This window comes from Candidatus Gracilibacteria bacterium (assembly GCA_028687475.1).
GTDB lineage: Bacteria > Patescibacteriota > Gracilibacteria > BD1-5 > UBA2023 > STC-74.
The window spans coordinates 26325-43120 of the sequence record JAQUAB010000005.1 but is presented as its reverse complement, the minus strand read 5'-3'; the positions used below and the strand labels follow the sequence as shown (position 1 = coordinate 43120).

General features: G+C 34.4%; 16 protein-coding genes and 2 tRNA genes. 8 read left to right on the top strand and 10 right to left on the bottom strand.

Going from position 1 to position 16796, the window contains the following annotated elements:
- Positions 1-109: 109 nt before the first annotated feature.
- Positions 110-185, top strand: a tRNA-Lys gene (locus PHY14_05010).
- Positions 186-377: 192 nt separating this feature from the next.
- Positions 378-932 carry a GNAT family protein gene (locus PHY14_05005; GenBank protein ID MDD2694243.1) on the top strand — a complete coding sequence of 185 codons (555 nt, stop codon included), beginning with the start codon at positions 378-380 and terminating at the stop codon, positions 930-932.
- A gap of 92 nt (positions 933-1024) precedes the next feature.
- Here PHY14_05005 and PHY14_05000 read toward each other — a convergent pair whose 3' ends face one another.
- From PHY14_05000 to PHY14_04990, 3 genes are all read right to left on the bottom strand, one after another.
- Positions 1025-1876, bottom strand: coding sequence for a DUF2202 domain-containing protein (locus PHY14_05000; protein MDD2694242.1), 852 nt, complete (start codon positions 1874-1876; stop codon positions 1025-1027).
- A 103-nt stretch (positions 1877-1979) separates the two neighbouring features.
- Positions 1980-2690, bottom strand: a complete 711-nt coding sequence (locus PHY14_04995) for a hypothetical protein (GenBank protein MDD2694241.1) — start codon at positions 2688-2690, stop codon at positions 1980-1982.
- A gap of 11 nt (positions 2691-2701) precedes the next feature.
- Complete coding sequence (locus PHY14_04990) at positions 2702-3265, bottom strand: sigma-70 family RNA polymerase sigma factor (protein ID MDD2694240.1); 564 nt, start codon at positions 3263-3265, stop codon at positions 2702-2704.
- Positions 3266-3722: 457 nt separating this feature from the next.
- On the opposite strand from PHY14_04990, the gene PHY14_04985 reads away from it, so the two are divergent.
- Positions 3723-4628: a site-specific integrase gene (locus tag PHY14_04985; GenBank protein ID MDD2694239.1), complete on the top strand. Its 906-nt coding sequence runs from the start codon at positions 3723-3725 to the stop codon at positions 4626-4628.
- A gap of 1 nt (position 4629) precedes the next feature.
- Here the strand turns inward: PHY14_04985 and PHY14_04980 are convergent, their stop codons facing one another.
- The 7 genes from PHY14_04980 to PHY14_04950 form a co-directional block, all read right to left on the bottom strand.
- A complete protein-coding gene (locus tag PHY14_04980) occupies positions 4630-5253 on the bottom strand; it encodes a hypothetical protein (protein MDD2694238.1) in 624 nt (207 codons plus the stop codon).
- Positions 5254-5264: 11 nt separating this feature from the next.
- Positions 5265-6446, bottom strand: a complete 1182-nt coding sequence (locus PHY14_04975; GenBank protein ID MDD2694237.1) for a hypothetical protein — start codon at positions 6444-6446, stop codon at positions 5265-5267.
- An 11-nt stretch (positions 6447-6457) separates the two neighbouring features.
- Positions 6458-7447: a DUF4209 domain-containing protein gene (locus tag PHY14_04970; GenBank protein MDD2694236.1), complete on the bottom strand. Its 990-nt coding sequence runs from the start codon at positions 7445-7447 to the stop codon at positions 6458-6460.
- Positions 7448-7462: 15 nt separating this feature from the next.
- Positions 7463-8053, bottom strand: coding sequence for a tyrosine-type recombinase/integrase (locus tag PHY14_04965; protein MDD2694235.1), 591 nt, complete (start codon positions 8051-8053; stop codon positions 7463-7465).
- Positions 8054-8259: 206 nt separating this feature from the next.
- The gene (locus PHY14_04960; GenBank protein MDD2694234.1) at positions 8260-9084 is read right to left on the bottom strand and encodes a hypothetical protein; all 825 of its coding nucleotides are present in this window, start codon (positions 9082-9084) and stop codon (positions 8260-8262) included.
- Between the two features lie 20 nt (positions 9085-9104).
- The gene (locus PHY14_04955) at positions 9105-9641 is read right to left on the bottom strand and encodes a hypothetical protein (GenBank protein MDD2694233.1); all 537 of its coding nucleotides are present in this window, start codon (positions 9639-9641) and stop codon (positions 9105-9107) included.
- A 2-nt stretch (positions 9642-9643) separates the two neighbouring features.
- Positions 9644-10465: a hypothetical protein gene (locus PHY14_04950; protein MDD2694232.1), complete on the bottom strand. Its 822-nt coding sequence runs from the start codon at positions 10463-10465 to the stop codon at positions 9644-9646.
- 542 nt (positions 10466-11007) lie between these two features.
- Here PHY14_04950 and PHY14_04945 point away from each other — a divergent pair.
- The 5 genes from PHY14_04945 to PHY14_04925 all read left to right on the top strand — a co-directional run bounded on the left by PHY14_04945 (position 11008) and on the right by PHY14_04925 (position 16796).
- Positions 11008-11994, top strand: a complete 987-nt coding sequence (locus tag PHY14_04945; protein ID MDD2694231.1) for a hypothetical protein — start codon at positions 11008-11010, stop codon at positions 11992-11994.
- 379 nt (positions 11995-12373) lie between these two features.
- Entirely contained in the window at positions 12374-13606 is a 1233-nt protein-coding gene (locus tag PHY14_04940; protein ID MDD2694230.1) for a DUF5906 domain-containing protein, read from the top strand.
- 702 nt (positions 13607-14308) lie between these two features.
- Positions 14309-14383: transfer RNA gene (locus PHY14_04935), tRNA-Arg, on the top strand.
- Positions 14384-14479: 96 nt separating this feature from the next.
- Entirely contained in the window at positions 14480-15979 is a 1500-nt protein-coding gene (locus PHY14_04930; GenBank protein ID MDD2694229.1) for an ATP-binding cassette domain-containing protein, read from the top strand.
- A gap of 58 nt (positions 15980-16037) precedes the next feature.
- On the top strand, positions 16038-16796 hold the full coding sequence (locus tag PHY14_04925) for a hypothetical protein (GenBank protein ID MDD2694228.1): 759 nt from the start codon (positions 16038-16040) through the stop codon (positions 16794-16796).

Below are 16796 nucleotides of genomic sequence, written 5' to 3'. Positions count from 1 at the left end.
GCTATTGCAAAAGGAAAATCGGGGAAAAATGAAAAAAAATTCGACAAAAAGTGAATTTTTTATATGATACGCCGGTCAGTCCTATTTTGGACTATGCCAACACGTTTCTGGGAATGTAGCTCAGTTGGTAGAGCAGGGCCCTTTTAAGGCCAAGGTCGCGGGTTCGAGCCCCGCCATTCCCACCATACATGCAAAACAAATGAATCATTTTACTGTCTCGAAGTAACAATGACATAAACACCCTAGCTACATGCTAGGGTGTTTATGATAAAAAACGCTGAGCTGGATAGTTGGTTATCCAGAGTATGAGGAATTTCTTTATTTTTTGTATTTCTTAGTTAAACTATTATGCATTGCATACACATAACATGATTTTTATGGCATTTTACTTAAGAGAAATCGAGTTACCTGATTTGGAACAATACCTATTCTTAAATAACCCCGATAGAAAATTCCATACGCTTAATTGACCTTATTTTAAACAAAGAACACATGAAGAATTGGAACATTATATCCGACTATTAGAAAAAAGATTGCGAAACAAAGAGAAAAATGTGTTGGAAAATAAGAAATTAATTGTTAATGATAATAATGAGCTCATTTGAGAAGTGAATTGGTATTGGAAATCACAAGAGACTTTGTGGATGGAGGTTTGAATTGTGATTTTTAATGAAAGTTACTGGTGAAAGTGAATATGATATATAGCATTAACGAAATGGATTCATGAAATCTTCAGGAAAAATCCAAATTTGGTAAGAATCTGACTCAGTACTTGGTCGGGAAATATAGGAATGATAAAACTGTCAGAAAAGTTATGACTCGAAAAAGAAGCAGTATATAAAAAAGCAAGGATAGTTGATGGAAAATACTATGACTCAATAAGTTACTGAATATTACGAGAAGATTGGGAAAGAATTCATTGAAAAATATAGTAGTTCCTTATTTTGGATGTCATTTCTATCCTGCCACTAAATCCGAAAAAGAATCCCCAACAATATGGAGATTCTTTTTTTCGAATGTGTTTCTAATAATTCCCTCAGCGCATATTCAGAGTATTCACCTGATTTGGAAGAACGACTCATTCGGCTTGAAGTTTGTTCACGAGTTTCATCTTTAGACTTCCACGAGTATTGATATCAGATTCTGTGAGATACGAACTGTAGTCGATTGTTGTGCTCATACCATTCACTTGGAGTGCCTGGAGAAATCCACGCATATGATTGTATGACGCGCCGCCAATATTCGAGAATACGATTCTCAAATCATCATTATCCGTCGTTTTGATTGTATCGACAATATCTTTCACATCGAGCATTTCTATCTTGAGTCCGACTTCTAGGGCTTCCTTGAGTCATTTTTCTCATTCTGCTTTCAGTGTGAGAAATGTAGAATCCAATTCTCCATAATTGGTCGGTGTTGGCAGAGAATAACGGTCGAGCAAGACCTTCACTGCATCCATATGTTGTTGCTCTGATTGTGCTATATTCTGGAAAGTCTGAACATGATAGAGTGAGAAGAAATAATTGTACGCATCTCGTGCCACCATTTCTTCACTGTATTGATAAGCAAGGTCAGCTTTCTCCTGATCAGAAAGTGGACTGGAAGCCACATTTTGTACGAGAGCTCATGGATTATGATTGGAGTTTTGGGAATTTCCCATTCATCTTCCTTGCCCATTTCACATTCACATCATCGTATTTCCTGATTGGAATAAGAATCATGCGGTATGATTTCGAGAAAATGTTTGACTATTTCTTCAGAAGAATTGGTTCGTAAATCCATTCCCTGTTCCAACCATGGCATAAGTCAATCCAGCAGTTGCTCCGATAAGAATGATTGTAGCGGTTGCCACATATATTTTTGTACGTGTTTGCATAAGAAAAAAGTAAAAAGATAGAAGTAAAATTCTTATTGAAGAACCTTACAATCTTTTATACGTTTTCTTCTGGAAGAATTATTCAAAAAATGAGAAAATCTTCCTAACGTCGTCACCAACCGTTTCCCATTCATTTTCCGAACCACGGTATCATCCTCTCCGCGACGAAATCTGAATCCGAAGTTTTCTTTCAGATTATTCGGATTTTCTCGTTTACTTTTCCAACAACCATAGGTGATATGACTGCATTTCTCATATCTATATTCCATATACCCCCATCCGTACTCTGCAATCGAATTCCTCATTTTTCGACACCGATTATTATTCCTGCGAGTTTCCCATTTTCTGGATCATTCCAGGATGATTCATTGTAGAGAAAATTCGATACCACAGGAATATTCGTCGCCACGAAAGAATGAATCATCGGTCAGAGTCCAATTCATCGAAAAATCAGACTTCAAAAAAGAATCACGATAATACCTATGAGAATATCTTTCGCGTAGGAATTCCGATATCCAACTGCTGTATCTCTGAGCTTGCGAAAAGCCATGAACAGAAGAAAAAGAATGAGCGCAATCCAGAAAATATTCGGGAAAAAGAGAACATGCCAATTCCCTCACATATGTCATCATAGAGAGAAAAATTCCATAGTGTCATCTGAAAGAAATCCAACAAAAATGGTCGCAAAAATAAGGAAAATAATAATACTTCACCACAATAATTTTTGTTTTTTTACAAAATATGATTCTGGAATTGGTTGGATTTTTTCTTTCTCAATCTTGGAGAATATCTTTTCTTTTAGTGTATTTTTCATATATATGATAATTACTGATTACAAGCGAGTTTCTCGAGATTTTCTCGGAGTTGTTTTCGTGCTCGATTGACGAGCGTACTTGCAGTTCAGATAGGGACTTTCAATATATCAGAAATCTCTTCATACGAATATCCTTCTATACATTTGAGGAGGATAATTTCTTGATATTCTCGACGCAAAAGAGCAATTGCTTTTTGGACACAGGTTCTTTTTTCCTTTTTCTGGAGATCATATCGTGGTGAATTCCCATCCGTCAGAGAATCGATAATATTCTGATATTCTTCATCTTGGAGTGATATATTTCCTGCGAATTTCTGATTCTTGCGAAAGTTATCGATGATCATATTGTGCGCGATGCGATATATCCAACTCGAGAAACTATACCGAACATCATATTCATGAATATATCGATATACTTTGATAAAAATATCCTGCAGAAGATTCTCCGCATCCATCTCATCTATATCGGTCATACGCAAAATATATCTCATGAGTTTTTCTTCATAAGCATCAATCACCTCAGCAAAAACATCAGGATTTTCTATAATTCTCTGGACCAGATTCGAATCATTCATACTCGAAAAATGAGATTCATATGTCTATACGCAATTCATTATATTTTTTATTCAGAGAAGACAATTTGTTTTATTTTTCATGCAGGAATTCCGTTTGACATTCTGCTATTTCTCGATATTCTCTCTTCGCTCTTGATAAAACACCCGCGTAGCTCAGTGGAAGAGAAGAAGTCTTCGGTGCAAGGCACACTTCGATTCCTTGTTGGTCGCGGAATTCTACATTTTCCTGATTTTTGCCCGCGTAGCTCAGTGGAAGAGCAGCAGCCTTCTAAGCTGAAGGTCACAGGGTTTGAGCAAAATATTTCCCCACTAAAATCAGACTTCCTGATTGGGAAGATTACCAATGACTAATGACATATAAGTTTTAATACTTATAAAACACTTTCAAAAATACCATAAATAACCTGCAACGGGCTGATGCTCAACCGCAGGTTATTTTTTTAATCTGTTTTTAGATATGCTCAAAGTCAATCATTACATGCCAATTCCTGAAGAGGTAGTATCGTCTTTCTATTTGGAAGAATACCTCTCACAACTCCGTATCGAGGGACTGACCCACAATACAATCTGATATTATATCGGAATGCTTCATCTCTTCATCAGGCACTCGAGTTTCTCATCATATCTCGATTTCGGGAACTTCGTGAAACTCAAGATGGCATACTACAATCTATCAGGAAAGAACATGGGAAACAATACAATTTATAAACACTATAAATGCATCAAGAAGTATTCTGATTTCCTCAAAGAAAGTGAGCTCATAGACAAAGTACATATAAACCAGATACCAAAAATCAAGACAACTAATCCCCTACCAAAAGCCATGACCGAAGAGGATATATTGAAGATGCGTGAATACATACTGAGACCATGAGTCCACCAAACGAAGTTTATACAGATGAGAAACTATATCCTTGTGGAAACTTTTCTCCACACAGGACTGAGACGTGCGGAAATAATCAATCTCAAAAGAAATTGAGTATATGAAACACATATCATCGTGGAACAGTGAAAAGGGCAAAAAGATAGGATAATATATATTCCTCAGAAATTCAGCAGACAGCTTCAGGAATATATAGAAATACAAGATAAGAATAGCATATATGTATTCTGTGACCTCCAGTGAAGACAACTCTGAGTAAGTGCTATATCCTGCTTATTTCGACGAATAAAAGAAGCTCTTAAAATAAATCTATCTCCTCATCTACTCCGCCATACATACGCCTCTATCTGCGTAAAAAGAGGCATTAATCTCTATACTCTCCAGCAACAAATGGGGCATACGAGCCTCAAGACTACTTCTATATATCTCTATCTGAATAGCAAAGAAACCTTTGAGGAAATGCAGAAACTTAGAATATAAGTTAAGATATATTATCGGTATTATCTTCTTCAAGAATTTCTTTTAAAAGCCCTTCAAAGCTAGTATCTTCTGGTGATAATGGGAAAAATCAATTTCATTTACCATAGGTTGAATTAAGAAACACATCAAAATCTTGGTAAATACTATCAGTATAGGAAAAACTTTTATTATGAAGCACCGCGTCATTTGTGCTTAGTCTTCAAATTACGATATGAAGAGGGTCTAGTATATCTAGTGAAGGTCTTTGTTTTCTTAGTAATATTTCATCAAATGGTATTCATTTTTCACAAGCCATTCAAAGCAAATGCTCAATTTCTCATAAGGAGGCAAAGGAATACTCATTATCTCACAAAGAAATTTTTCAAGATAGGATGGATTTCATTATAGCATTCCATCATATTGCTGCTTTCGTTGTAACAAATACACCGTGGATATTATTAATTGGTACATCTAGTCAGAGTTTTTCTTGTAAAAATACTCTATCAGGCATCTTAATAAATTTTTCTAGTTGCTTTACTCCAGTGTAGACATCTCAGTCTTTTCATTTTTTTCTTCATGGTATTTCATCCCAAGTTGAACATAAGTGCTCAACTTTTTCTAGTTGATATAAATCCTCACCGAGCATTCTTCTATCTTTTAACTCAAATATCATCAATACTCAGGTCTTTTTATTAAAGATATAAAAATCAATATCTCATATAGTTTCTCGTGAATTTTTTTGATAATATAGCTTTTTCAGTACTGGTAATCTGCAGGATTTAGTTTATTCTTATCTTGAGAAAAACATGCTTCTAAGAATAGATAACAGTATGTTTCATAAAATTTTGCCCTATCATTAGACAATAAATTCTCGTTTGATACCATGTGCTCATATAACTCCTCTGCTGAGCGTCAAACATCAAAGAAATAGTACGTATTGTTTACTCATAATATATCTGATATTCTTATAAATGCCCCTTTCAATACTGTTTTATAATTGAATATACCGTAAGTATTTATTAGTGGAAAATAGTGTGATAAGTTATTGTTGATTAATTCATCATGATAGGCTTGGTAGCCCAAAATTCTACCTCAATTTTCTATATATTCTAAAATATCTTCTTCTGTAATGATATATTTTAGTTGTTTTTTTGTAAGCTCAATTATGGCTTTAATGTTTATTAAGACATTTCCTCATGTGTAAGCGGTTCATACTAAAACCAGAGTATACATGACTAGTTGTTTCCGTATAGAAACCACATCCTTAAAAACTAATTTATTTAAATCTGTTTCAATTAAAAGTCTTAGTCGAGAGAATATATTATAGCCCTCATTAGATTGATGATAATTTGCAATATAAAATAACGATAGTGCTGTTACTATATTATCTTTTGTTTTTGTATCGATTGCCTCCTTCATAGCAGTTAATATTGGGGCATGAATTTGGTCACTGGCAAGATTGAATAATTCTTGTATATCGATTAAAAATCTTTTTGTTTTTTCTTGGTTAAGATTTTTTGATGAGAAATTAATATTAGATTGTAGTCTAAATAACCATTCCAACAGATAGATAAGTTGATTTTTTGGTATATGAAAAATAGTTGTTCATATGCTAATTGTTATAACAGGTCGAAAGTTATCAACTACTCGTTGTAATGGGTCAGATTTCAGAATATTATCCCTAATATAAATCAAAGTATCAAACGGATGATATCTTGAGGCAATTACAAGAAGTTTATTTATAAATCCAATCTTATATCCACTCTTTATAAGTTTATCTATGTAATCTTTATCCTCTTTTCTTAAAAGATGATAGGATTTATGTTTCTTATAATTCATATAGTAAAACCTTATTCATTTTCTTTTATTTGAACTTTTAGTCTTGTGGCTATAGCTATATATAGCCATATGATTAATGTTCAAGATTGAAAGTTACATTCTGAATAGTCTATTTCTCAGTGAGCTAAACTATGCCGAAGATTATATCCCTTATTATCATAGAGAATAAAAGATATCTGTTTTCCTAAATTAACTCACCATTTTTCCTGAAATTCGGGTGAGTTCAAAAAATCCTTTCAAACAGTTTTATCTCAAATTCATTCTTTTCATCTCAATAATGCAATAGTATCTATACCGACTTGAGCTGATACATTCAAGATAACTTTCTCAAAAAGCGGAATAAGAATATGCAAAGTTGCTACGTAATCCCCTGTAAAATAAGTATGTATTCAATGTGCAAACTTCAACAATTCACTATATTTCAGAAATAAAGGCTTTGAAGATATAAACTTTATTAATCATTCTTCCGTGAGTATTCTATTTGCTATAACCTCTAAGAATATCATTTCTAGAAAAGTATCTGACAATTGTTGGTGTACACGATACATATTATAATACCATTCATCATTTTCTCACGAGTTAACATTTCAGTCATCATCAATTGATTGTCTACTGGCAAACAAATATGTAAGAGGCATTGTTTTTTTTGAAGTCTCTAATACTTGTTCATTTTTTGGTACCATACTACCCAGTCGATACATGAGTGTATTTAGGTCTTTAGATGAAGTATAAAATTTCAAATATTCATCTATTCTTTTTCAATCCACAGGCGTTTCAAATTCGACCGATTGCATCTCACTAATGGATTTTTTGCTAACTTCACGGAGTTTAGATTTGTAAAACTGCAATTTTGTTTTATGTTTTGCATTTGAATTATTCTTTATAAGAAAAGGAATTATAGTCTTATTGATATAAAAAGAGGCTTTTAGAAACTCATTAGCAGTTTCCATTTTTCTTAACTCAGTTTCAAGCTTTGAAAGTTCTTTTTCAAGATTTGTCATAAGATAAGATTAAAATTATAAATCCAGCCTATTGCATGCCTCTGCTATCTCATCCGCTGTGATTCCTAGATATTTCTGGGTCACTGCAAGCGAAGAGTGATTGAGCTTATGTTGTATAATCTCAAGTGGTATACCTTGGATTCTCGCTTGGTAACCCCATGTTTTTCTAAGTGTATGATTTCAGAAGTTTCATTTGAGTCCGACACTCTCACAAAGACTAGATAAAAGAAGCCAACTCGTCTTTCTCCCTATTGGCTCACTTCCACTCGGAAAGCGTTTTTTATGGAAGAATATATAGTAATTTGGATTTTTCACAACTTCAGGATAAGTCTCTGCATAGAGCCTCAGTGTTTCTTTTACTTTCGGGGTAATAGTAATTCTATTCGATTTCCCTGTTTTTTCCTCTTTAACGTCGAAGAAATCAGCAGGAGTATCAATACTAGTAAAAACATCTGAAACTCGTATATCAAGCAAGTCTGACACTCTCAGAGCACTATTTATACCAAGCTCAAATAGGAGTAAATCTCGGATATTTCACTCTCATCTGAGGAGATTTTTAATCTGGGATATTTTTTTCAAATCTCGAATCGGTTCGACGCAGTTCATAGACTTAATAAGTGAATAAATATATTGAGTCTAATAATATGGATTTTCGATTTTATTGCAAGTGAAAATTTCAATATCTGCATTGGTTTATTAAAAAATACTAGACACAATATAGAAGAGTCTAGTATAATTTTCAAGTATGGATTTTATGGAAAATGAAGGGGGGCTGGGGGTGGGTGGTAAAATTTCAGAGTCGTAGAGAATCGCTAGTGTTGGTATGGATTGGCACACGAAATAGATGTTAAATCTATTTGAAACGTTAATAATGAGAAAATTGATAATAATAAAAGAATAAATGTGGCAATTTCAAAATTAAATAGTAATTTCCGAGTAGTTTCAAGAGAGCTACTGTTTATCAATTCATAAACCATGTAAGCTAAGATAAGTCCATTTACTCATGTAAATCATATAAATCTAAAAATAGCTACTCAAGAGCCCTGAAAAAATATCTCTCAGATATAATTTAATAAAATAGAGCCTCAGATAATTATGCTTAAATAGAGTGGCACGGTACTATATGTTAAAAATCTCTCAAAAAAATATGACTTAATTCAAAGTTTATTTATGCGCTCATTAATATCATTATTATAAAAGTGCCAACTTGGAAGATTCTCTCAATATTCAATGGCATACAGTTCATAAATCTCTTTTTTTAACCACTCATCTAAAGTATTGGGCCTTGATATTGTTCAGGGCTTTGACATGGTTAATGAAAATATGACTTCTATTATAAATAGTAAGGCTCACAGCAATGCTACGTGTTTTATAAATAGACCCGTACTAAAAGCTAATACTTCCTTAACGGGGTTAAGAAGATAACTAAATAGATATGAAGTGGTTATGTCTCCTCTATAAATTAACATGCACATATATGCGAGCATACCTAGGGCTATAATCACTCAAAAAAAATTCCATTTTGTACTCCTTCTTCTTTCTTGCATGTAGGAAGAAACCCGTTTATCTTTCTTACTATCGAGTTCTAACTTGTTTGTTTCATTTTTTGTTCCCATTTTGCTTTTTGCTGCTGACATAATAAAGAGTGTTAAAAAAATTAGTAATTTTCATCCACATAAGTTTGACAGCCTTCACCAAATGAAGATGAACCAATACTCTCACAATCAGAAGAATCAGATATATCATGCTCCTCTGCCCACTCATATCAAGCCTCGTGTCAACTACAATCTTCTGTACATTCATATCCGCCAAATGTTTGATATCCTGTATAGTTTTGCTTTACGTATTGATTACATCCATCCTCCTCATCGCTAGTTCCGAACTCACTCTGGCAGTCATCAAAATTGTCTATATCGTTATCTTCTGCCCACTCATAACCTGTATCATGTCATGACTTTTGATATGTATAGGTAGGAGTGGCTTTTTTACTTACAGGTGATTCATAATAATTGGACGTATTACGAGTGTTTTGCATATTGTCCGTTTGTTTTTCATCTCATCAAAAGAATGCGTGTACAACACTGTATCAGATAAATAATAACACCCAGCCACCTCATATAATAAATACGAGTATTCATCAGGCTATTTCGAGCAGTTGATTCAAGAAGGCTTTTATATTCTTTATAATTTGCATGATTATTTGATGAGTTTAAATTTTTTCTGAACTAGAATTCAGACTCATGCTGTTATGATTCCAAATAATAAGTAAAACCATATTTGAATGCTGTCATCTTTTTTCTTTATAGGGTAAATAGCAAAGTTATCATTATTAATTTTATCTAGTTCAACTTTATCTAATGAGGAATTACTAGGTGCTATATCAGTAGATTCATTTTGGATAACTGTAGCATTGGAAAATTTGAAACTCCTTATAATTTCCTGAAATATTAGTATATCCTTTTTATAATTAGTGGCATCCGTATAAAACTTAAAAAGCAATACATTTTTACTTCACACAAAAACTGCTAAAAATCCTTTTTGTGACTGACCTGATATATCTAATCAGAATGACATCAGTATAACTCAATCTTTCTTTGAAATCAATGGGCTATTTATACTTAGATTCTTAATATTCTCTTGGATAAACTTATTGTCATATAGTTTCCCCATTCAATTATCAGAAGACATGTCTAGCCCATCGTCTAACATTTTCTTATAAAACTTATAACCTGAGGAGCCTGCCTTATGTTCTTCAACTAAAATATAAGGTAATCCTGAATCTGTTGGATTTATTGGTTTAAAGGCTTTTATTATTGGGTAAACCCTTGCTCATTGAGCCATCTCAGTCAATGTCTTATTTACTTCACTGAGTTCTTCTTTTGTTGCTTCAGTCCAAGTCTCTCTTAAACTTAGTGAGAAATAACTATCTTTATAGGTATATTCTTTGGCAATACATTCTCTTGTATATGCCATAAATATAATGACTACTATTAGGATAATGGTTTTAATATTTTTCATATGTTAGTTGTTAGTGTCTGATATTTTTTCTTCCAACTTTTTATTCTTAATAAGGGCAACAATTGGAATTATAAATAATAATCATGGGATAGTTACTTCTCAATTCGTAAGAGAAAATATAAATCCTAAGATAAAAAAAGCACATAGAAAATAGTAAAAATTCTTTGTACCTTTTGATAGAGGTAGTAATGATATCTTCTTACACTCTGAACATTCAAGATTTCTAAAACCAAGCAGAGAACTTTTTTTGAAGGTGTTATCTTTAATATTTCAACAGTATAGACATTTTTCCATATAAAATATAAGTTAAAAAGTAAGCAAACAAAAAAGGAGAGTATATCCTCGGATTGATTGCTACATCTAAACCTGACATCTGCCTACTGTTGAGTTGGAGAGTTGGATATACCCTCCTTTTCTAAACAGTAAACAGACAGTCCAAAAAATGGACAAAAAAAGATGTCGATTGGTTTAAATGTAGCCCGTTTATTATATACTTTCAGAAATATTGTCAAAGTTATAAATTCTCATATAGTCTTGTTGTTATGAAAAAAGAAATTCGTTCCAGTATTCCATCAGAGATAAGAAAACGCGTATTGGCAAATCTGAGTATGCAAGATATGCTTATTAGGCTCAAATGATATGAGATGAATATCCATATACGAATGCTTCAGGCTAAGGAATTTTCCAAAGATATTGTCGAGTGAATACGACAATCATATGTTAAAATAAATACTAGTATTGAGAAAGGTTTTAAGGAATTTATGAAAGATGATGATAATAAAGAATGATGAAAAATGTCTTCTCTATCTTGGTCCTCTTTCGAGTATCAATATAACAATCTAAAAAATCTTGTTTACTCAGCTGAAAGAGGGGAAATATGAAAAGTAGAGGAATATAAAGAGAAATTATATGCATTTCTCCTGAGAGCTTCGAGAATATGAGGAATATCTATTGATTCAATTTCAACAGAGCGAGAGAATGAAGATGAAGTTGATTTCATAGAAATTGTGAAGGCTAAAAATATCATTATACGTGAAATTGAAAAGACAACTGATGAACAATATCTAAAAATATTAGAGGGCTTGATTTTATACTACACTCAGTTCTGGAGAATCTTAGAGATGTATGGTGATATATATGCTGACCTAGAAATTCTCCTCGATGAGAGATTTATGCGAGAACTATATGATAGATACTTAGATAATAGGGTATGTTTTCAGAGAGATAACCCTTGTATTTATCTGTTAAATAATGAGAGAAAGGATTTTAAGGATATTAAAGGTTCGCAAAATAAACAGGCAATGCTTTTACTCTATACTATCTTGAAGAATCCTCTAGAGTCATTTGAAGCAATACAGTGACTCTACCAAGTTAATAAATCAAAATTCAATATGCAGACTTGAGATGTTAGCTTAAAAACATTGAAGTATTTTTATTTTTCTCGGTTAAACTCCTATCTCAATTTAAATCTTAAAGGTTTTATATGTAGAAAAAATGGTAAAGGATTCTATATAGAGAAAGTTTGCTAACTTTTATACGAATAAGGTTGTCAAATCTTTTTTGAAAAAACTTTTATTCCTTCTAATAAAATGAATTCTCATATCTTAGTATGAGGATTTTATTTTGCTGATATTTTGTTCAAATTAGCGTGTATATAATGATTTTAAGCTTAGCTAAGCCAATCGTTCCTTAATATCTGAGTATCCTATCGTAAGAGATAGTGTCGGTGAGTGAAACCGAAAATAATCACATGTGTTCTTATGGATACAGCCTCACAGGGTAAAGGTAGAAATCCCTCTCGTGGAAGTCGAGAACAAAACTCAAAAGACTCATGCGAAATGCATGTGAGATATATATTTCAATACATATTATAAGTCTCTTGGTATGTATAATTTTTAATTAAACTATATGACTACATTTCCAGAAATAAATAATGATTTTGATTACTCTGAATCCCCACTTACTAGACTTCAAAGAAGTCATGACAATGCGAGTAAAGAAACGGAAGATATAATCTATCTCAAATCGAGCTGAGAGTATTACAACACTAAATACAAAAGATATCATAATGATGCTCAAGTACGCAGAATGTTGAGTATTGCTCTCAATAGATGAATCAGTCAAGAAACCCTCAGAGGATACCATAAAGATTGACTAATTAAGGAGTATGAAGATTTGTGTTATCATCCGAGAGGAAAAGAGGGTTATTACAACCTATTTAATCCTCGAAGCTTAATAAGCCCTTCTCATACACCCCTACTTGATGAATGAATAGATATACTTCTCTCAAGTATCGCAGGGTATAATGATAAAAATAAAGATTGGCTTCATAGGGCTATCTTCTATAAATGGGCGAATCCCGAAGATGTCCGAGTACCAGCAGTAATATTCTACTGAGTCGGCGGAAGTGGGAAAAGCACTTTCATAGAATTCCTTAAAAGCATCTTTTGAAAGGAAAATGTAACAGGAAACCTCCGACAGTCCGAGCTTGCAGGAAATTTTGATATGATTCAGTGAGATAAACTCATATACGAGTTCGCTGAAATCACCTCATACAATGCAAATACCGATAGACAAATGGTTACAAAACTAAAGAATATCGTATTTGCTCCTACACTGACGGTGAATCCGAAATGACGACCTCAGTATCAAGCAGATAATTTTGGGTGGTATTTCGTCACGAGTAACTCGATGCGACCACTTGTGTTCGATAGTGCAGATAGTGGTAATCGCCGATTTGTTGCCATGAAGAGCTCTCGACCTCTAACTTCTGAGGAATCAGAAAAGATATATAAGGCTATTGAGAATCCTGAGGCAGTGGCAAATTATCTTGCATGGTTGCATCAGGAATATGATGATGTTCTGAACTACAAAGAAATCTATCCTCTCGAAAATGAAGATAAAAAACTTCTTGTTCAGAATTCTGAGAGCGAAATAGATGAGTTTATCACTCTTCTTCGAATGAAATATTCAGGGCAAAGACTGTGAGTAAGTAAGTTTGATGAGGAATTAAAGGCATTTGCATTTATGAATGATTATGAGCCATCTTCTCTCAAGAGACTCTTCAAGGCACAAAAACCATTCTTTAAGTCCAAATGAATGACACATGGTGAGAACGTAAACTACTACGATATAAAGTAGTGGAAAAACTGGAAAATTTTGGAAAGGGGTTTTGCTCTCTAAATAGGGATAAATATACTCCTTTCCACCTTTCCAGAAAAATAAAAATAGAATAAGAATAAAGATAGAAGTGAGATGATAAAATATAGAAATTCAGAAATATACATTTATAATTTCTCCTCTATCTTTATTTTGTTTTATATATTTTTGTATCTGAAAACAGGAGTGAATAGCCCAGATTTTTTTGAGATGTTTTCTCGTGTTTTTACTATGAAAATAGAAAGGCATATTGAATGGATAGTTCTATCAGTAAATAGCATCATATATAGCTTTCTTTATTATGTAGATAAAATGGCGAACTTTTGCATTAATAATATAGCTTTATGAATTAGAGAAGAGTATCCTTTTATTTATCTTTATACTGAGATAAGTTCAAGATATAGAGGTAAAGTACAGTCTGCCGTATGTATCAGAATATCCTTTAATCAAAAAAAACCCGCAGTAAGATATGGGAAAAATATTGATTTTACATGAAGATTATGAGTATAAAAACATTAGAAATATGGCAAATATTTCAATTATGAAGGAAATATTGACATATCAGAATTTATTTATATCCTCCTCGTACTGCGAAGGCTGAGTGTCGGAATAATTCGTCACTTTGGTCCAAAATGCAGGTTATCACACTCGTATTTTTGGCTTTGGTAAGCCTAAAACTCACTTGCCCGCGTAGCTCAGTGGAAGAGCAGCAGCCTTCTAAGCTGAAGGTCACAGGTTCGATCCCTGTCGCGGGCACCATTTAGAAAACAAAACTTCCGTATTTGGAAGTTTTTTTGATTTTTCGACTTTTTTCGATACAATTCGCGCGAAAATTACTCATAATATTCTTTTTCTATGGCTAAGTGAGATGTTATCATCCGATTCGATGAAGTGACGTTCTGATATATGGCTCCGAAATGGCTCCTCGATGAAGTCAGTTTCTCTGTGCGTGAAGGATCCAAGATCACACTCATGGGACAGAATGGTGCTGGAAAGTCTACGATTTTCAAGATGATTACTGGAGAATATAAAGTGAATGAAGGGCGTATCCTTGTCACGGCTGGCAAGCATATCGCTATCGCGAAACAAGTGATGCCAAAAGAAGACAAGGAACTCTCTGTTCAGGAATATTTCCGCAAATATTCGCGCAGTGATGCACACAATATCGACCGCGATATTCGCGAAGTACTCGATGCTGTGGATTTCGTTCCGAGTGTACCAGTAGGCTCTCCGTTGACCAAGGAACAGGTATTTGCACAATTCCTTGATAGAACTATTTCGAGTTTTTCTGGTGGACAACAAGCGCGTCTTCTTCTCGCTGCAGCACTCATCCAAGATCCGGATATTCTCCTCCTCGATGAGCCGACGAACAACCTCGATACTGCTGGCATCTGGCACATGACTTCATTTCTCCAGAACTACGACAAGACGGTTCTTGTCATTTCCCATGATGCGGAATTCTTGAACTCGTTCACGGACGGGATTCTCTACCTCGATGTCTTCACTCGAAAGGTAGAACAATTCGTAGGAAACTACCATGATGCGGTGGAGCAAGTTGAGCGTCGTATCGAGAGCCAGAATCGTGAAAATGCTCGTCTCGAGAAAGAAATCCAAGCCAACAAGGACCAGGCAAACGTCTTCGCCCACAAGGGAGGAAAACTCCGAGCGGTAGCGAAGAAAATGGTGGAGAAAGCAGAAGAACTCGAAGCATCGAAAGGTGATATCCGCCGTGAAGATAAGACGATTCGCGACTTCAAAATCCCGAACCAAGAAGGTGTCGGTGGTCAGATCATCCAGCTCACCAGTGTGCAGATTATCAAGGATCACAATCCTATCGAGAAAGAAGTGAACATCTCTCTCGGAAAGAATCGTCACCTCCTCCTCTCAGGACCGAATGGTATCGGGAAATCTACGCTCCTCGAATCTATCGCGAAGTGAACTGCAAAATGAGCAAAGATTGGTGACAATGTAAAAATCGGATACTATCGTCAGGATTTTTCAACACTCGACTTTTCTCAGAAAGTGTATGATTGTCTCTTCGAGGCATCAGATCGAAAAATGCTCGATAAAGACCTTCGTTCTTTCGCATCAGGATTCCTCATCACAGGAGAACTCATGGCAACTCCGATCGGAGCCCTCTCCGAAGGACAAAAAGGTCTCGTCATGTTCTGCAAGCTCGCGCTCGAAAAACCAGGACTCCTCATCCTCGACGAACCGACGAACCACATCAACTTCCGCCACCTTCCTGTGATTGCCAAGGCACTCGACGAATACGAAGGAACAATGATCCTCGTCTCGCATATCGATGAATTCGTATGGCAAGTACGCATCGACGAATACCTCGAACTCGAATAAGAAATTCCCCTATTGGGGATTTTTTGTTTTATCTCAGAAAATATGCTAGAATAGCACTATGTCTACACAAGGAACATCTGTAACTCGAGCTCCTTCTTTCCCAAGATTTGACCCCATAGAACAAATAAAAGAAATACGGGAAGATAGAATGGGTCTCGGAAGTATGCGGGTTGAATGAAGTGTGAAGGAACTCATAACTCATTGCTTAGCTGACAATAGTTCCCCTTTTTCTCATGGAACTCTTCTCGTATGGGCATATGGCAATGAACGAATAAAAAAGAGTCTTGCCCTCATAGGAAAACAGTCACATTTAGATATGTTTCTGTGAACATTTCTGTTTTATTTCTGGGAAGAACAATCAGAACAGGGAAAAAGTATCATAGTAAAGGCCACTGAAGATATGATGTCGAAAGAAAAAAATAGGAAGCAAGAAGGCGGAAAGTTTTTTATTGATTTTCTCCTTCGAGAGGCAGCAATCAAGAAAAAATTGTACCAAGAATATATAGATCTTATCTATGTTTGCATGGCATTATTCCCAGATGAGATACTTTCGGAGATGACTTTCTATAACCAAGAAATGAAGAAACCAAACTCACTTCTCGAAATCGTCCAACACTACGATACATTGGAGGAAGCACCGAATGAAAATCAATGAAAAATAGGGAAATTTGTTGATCTAAGAGACTTTCTCGAGAAAAAGTGAATCCCTCCATATAATGAGAGACCAATTAATCCTCTTATTCAGAGAAAATTAGGAATGTATCCACAAGTACTGGCAGCTTCGGAAGATATACCCAATCATAAGACATATAATTAG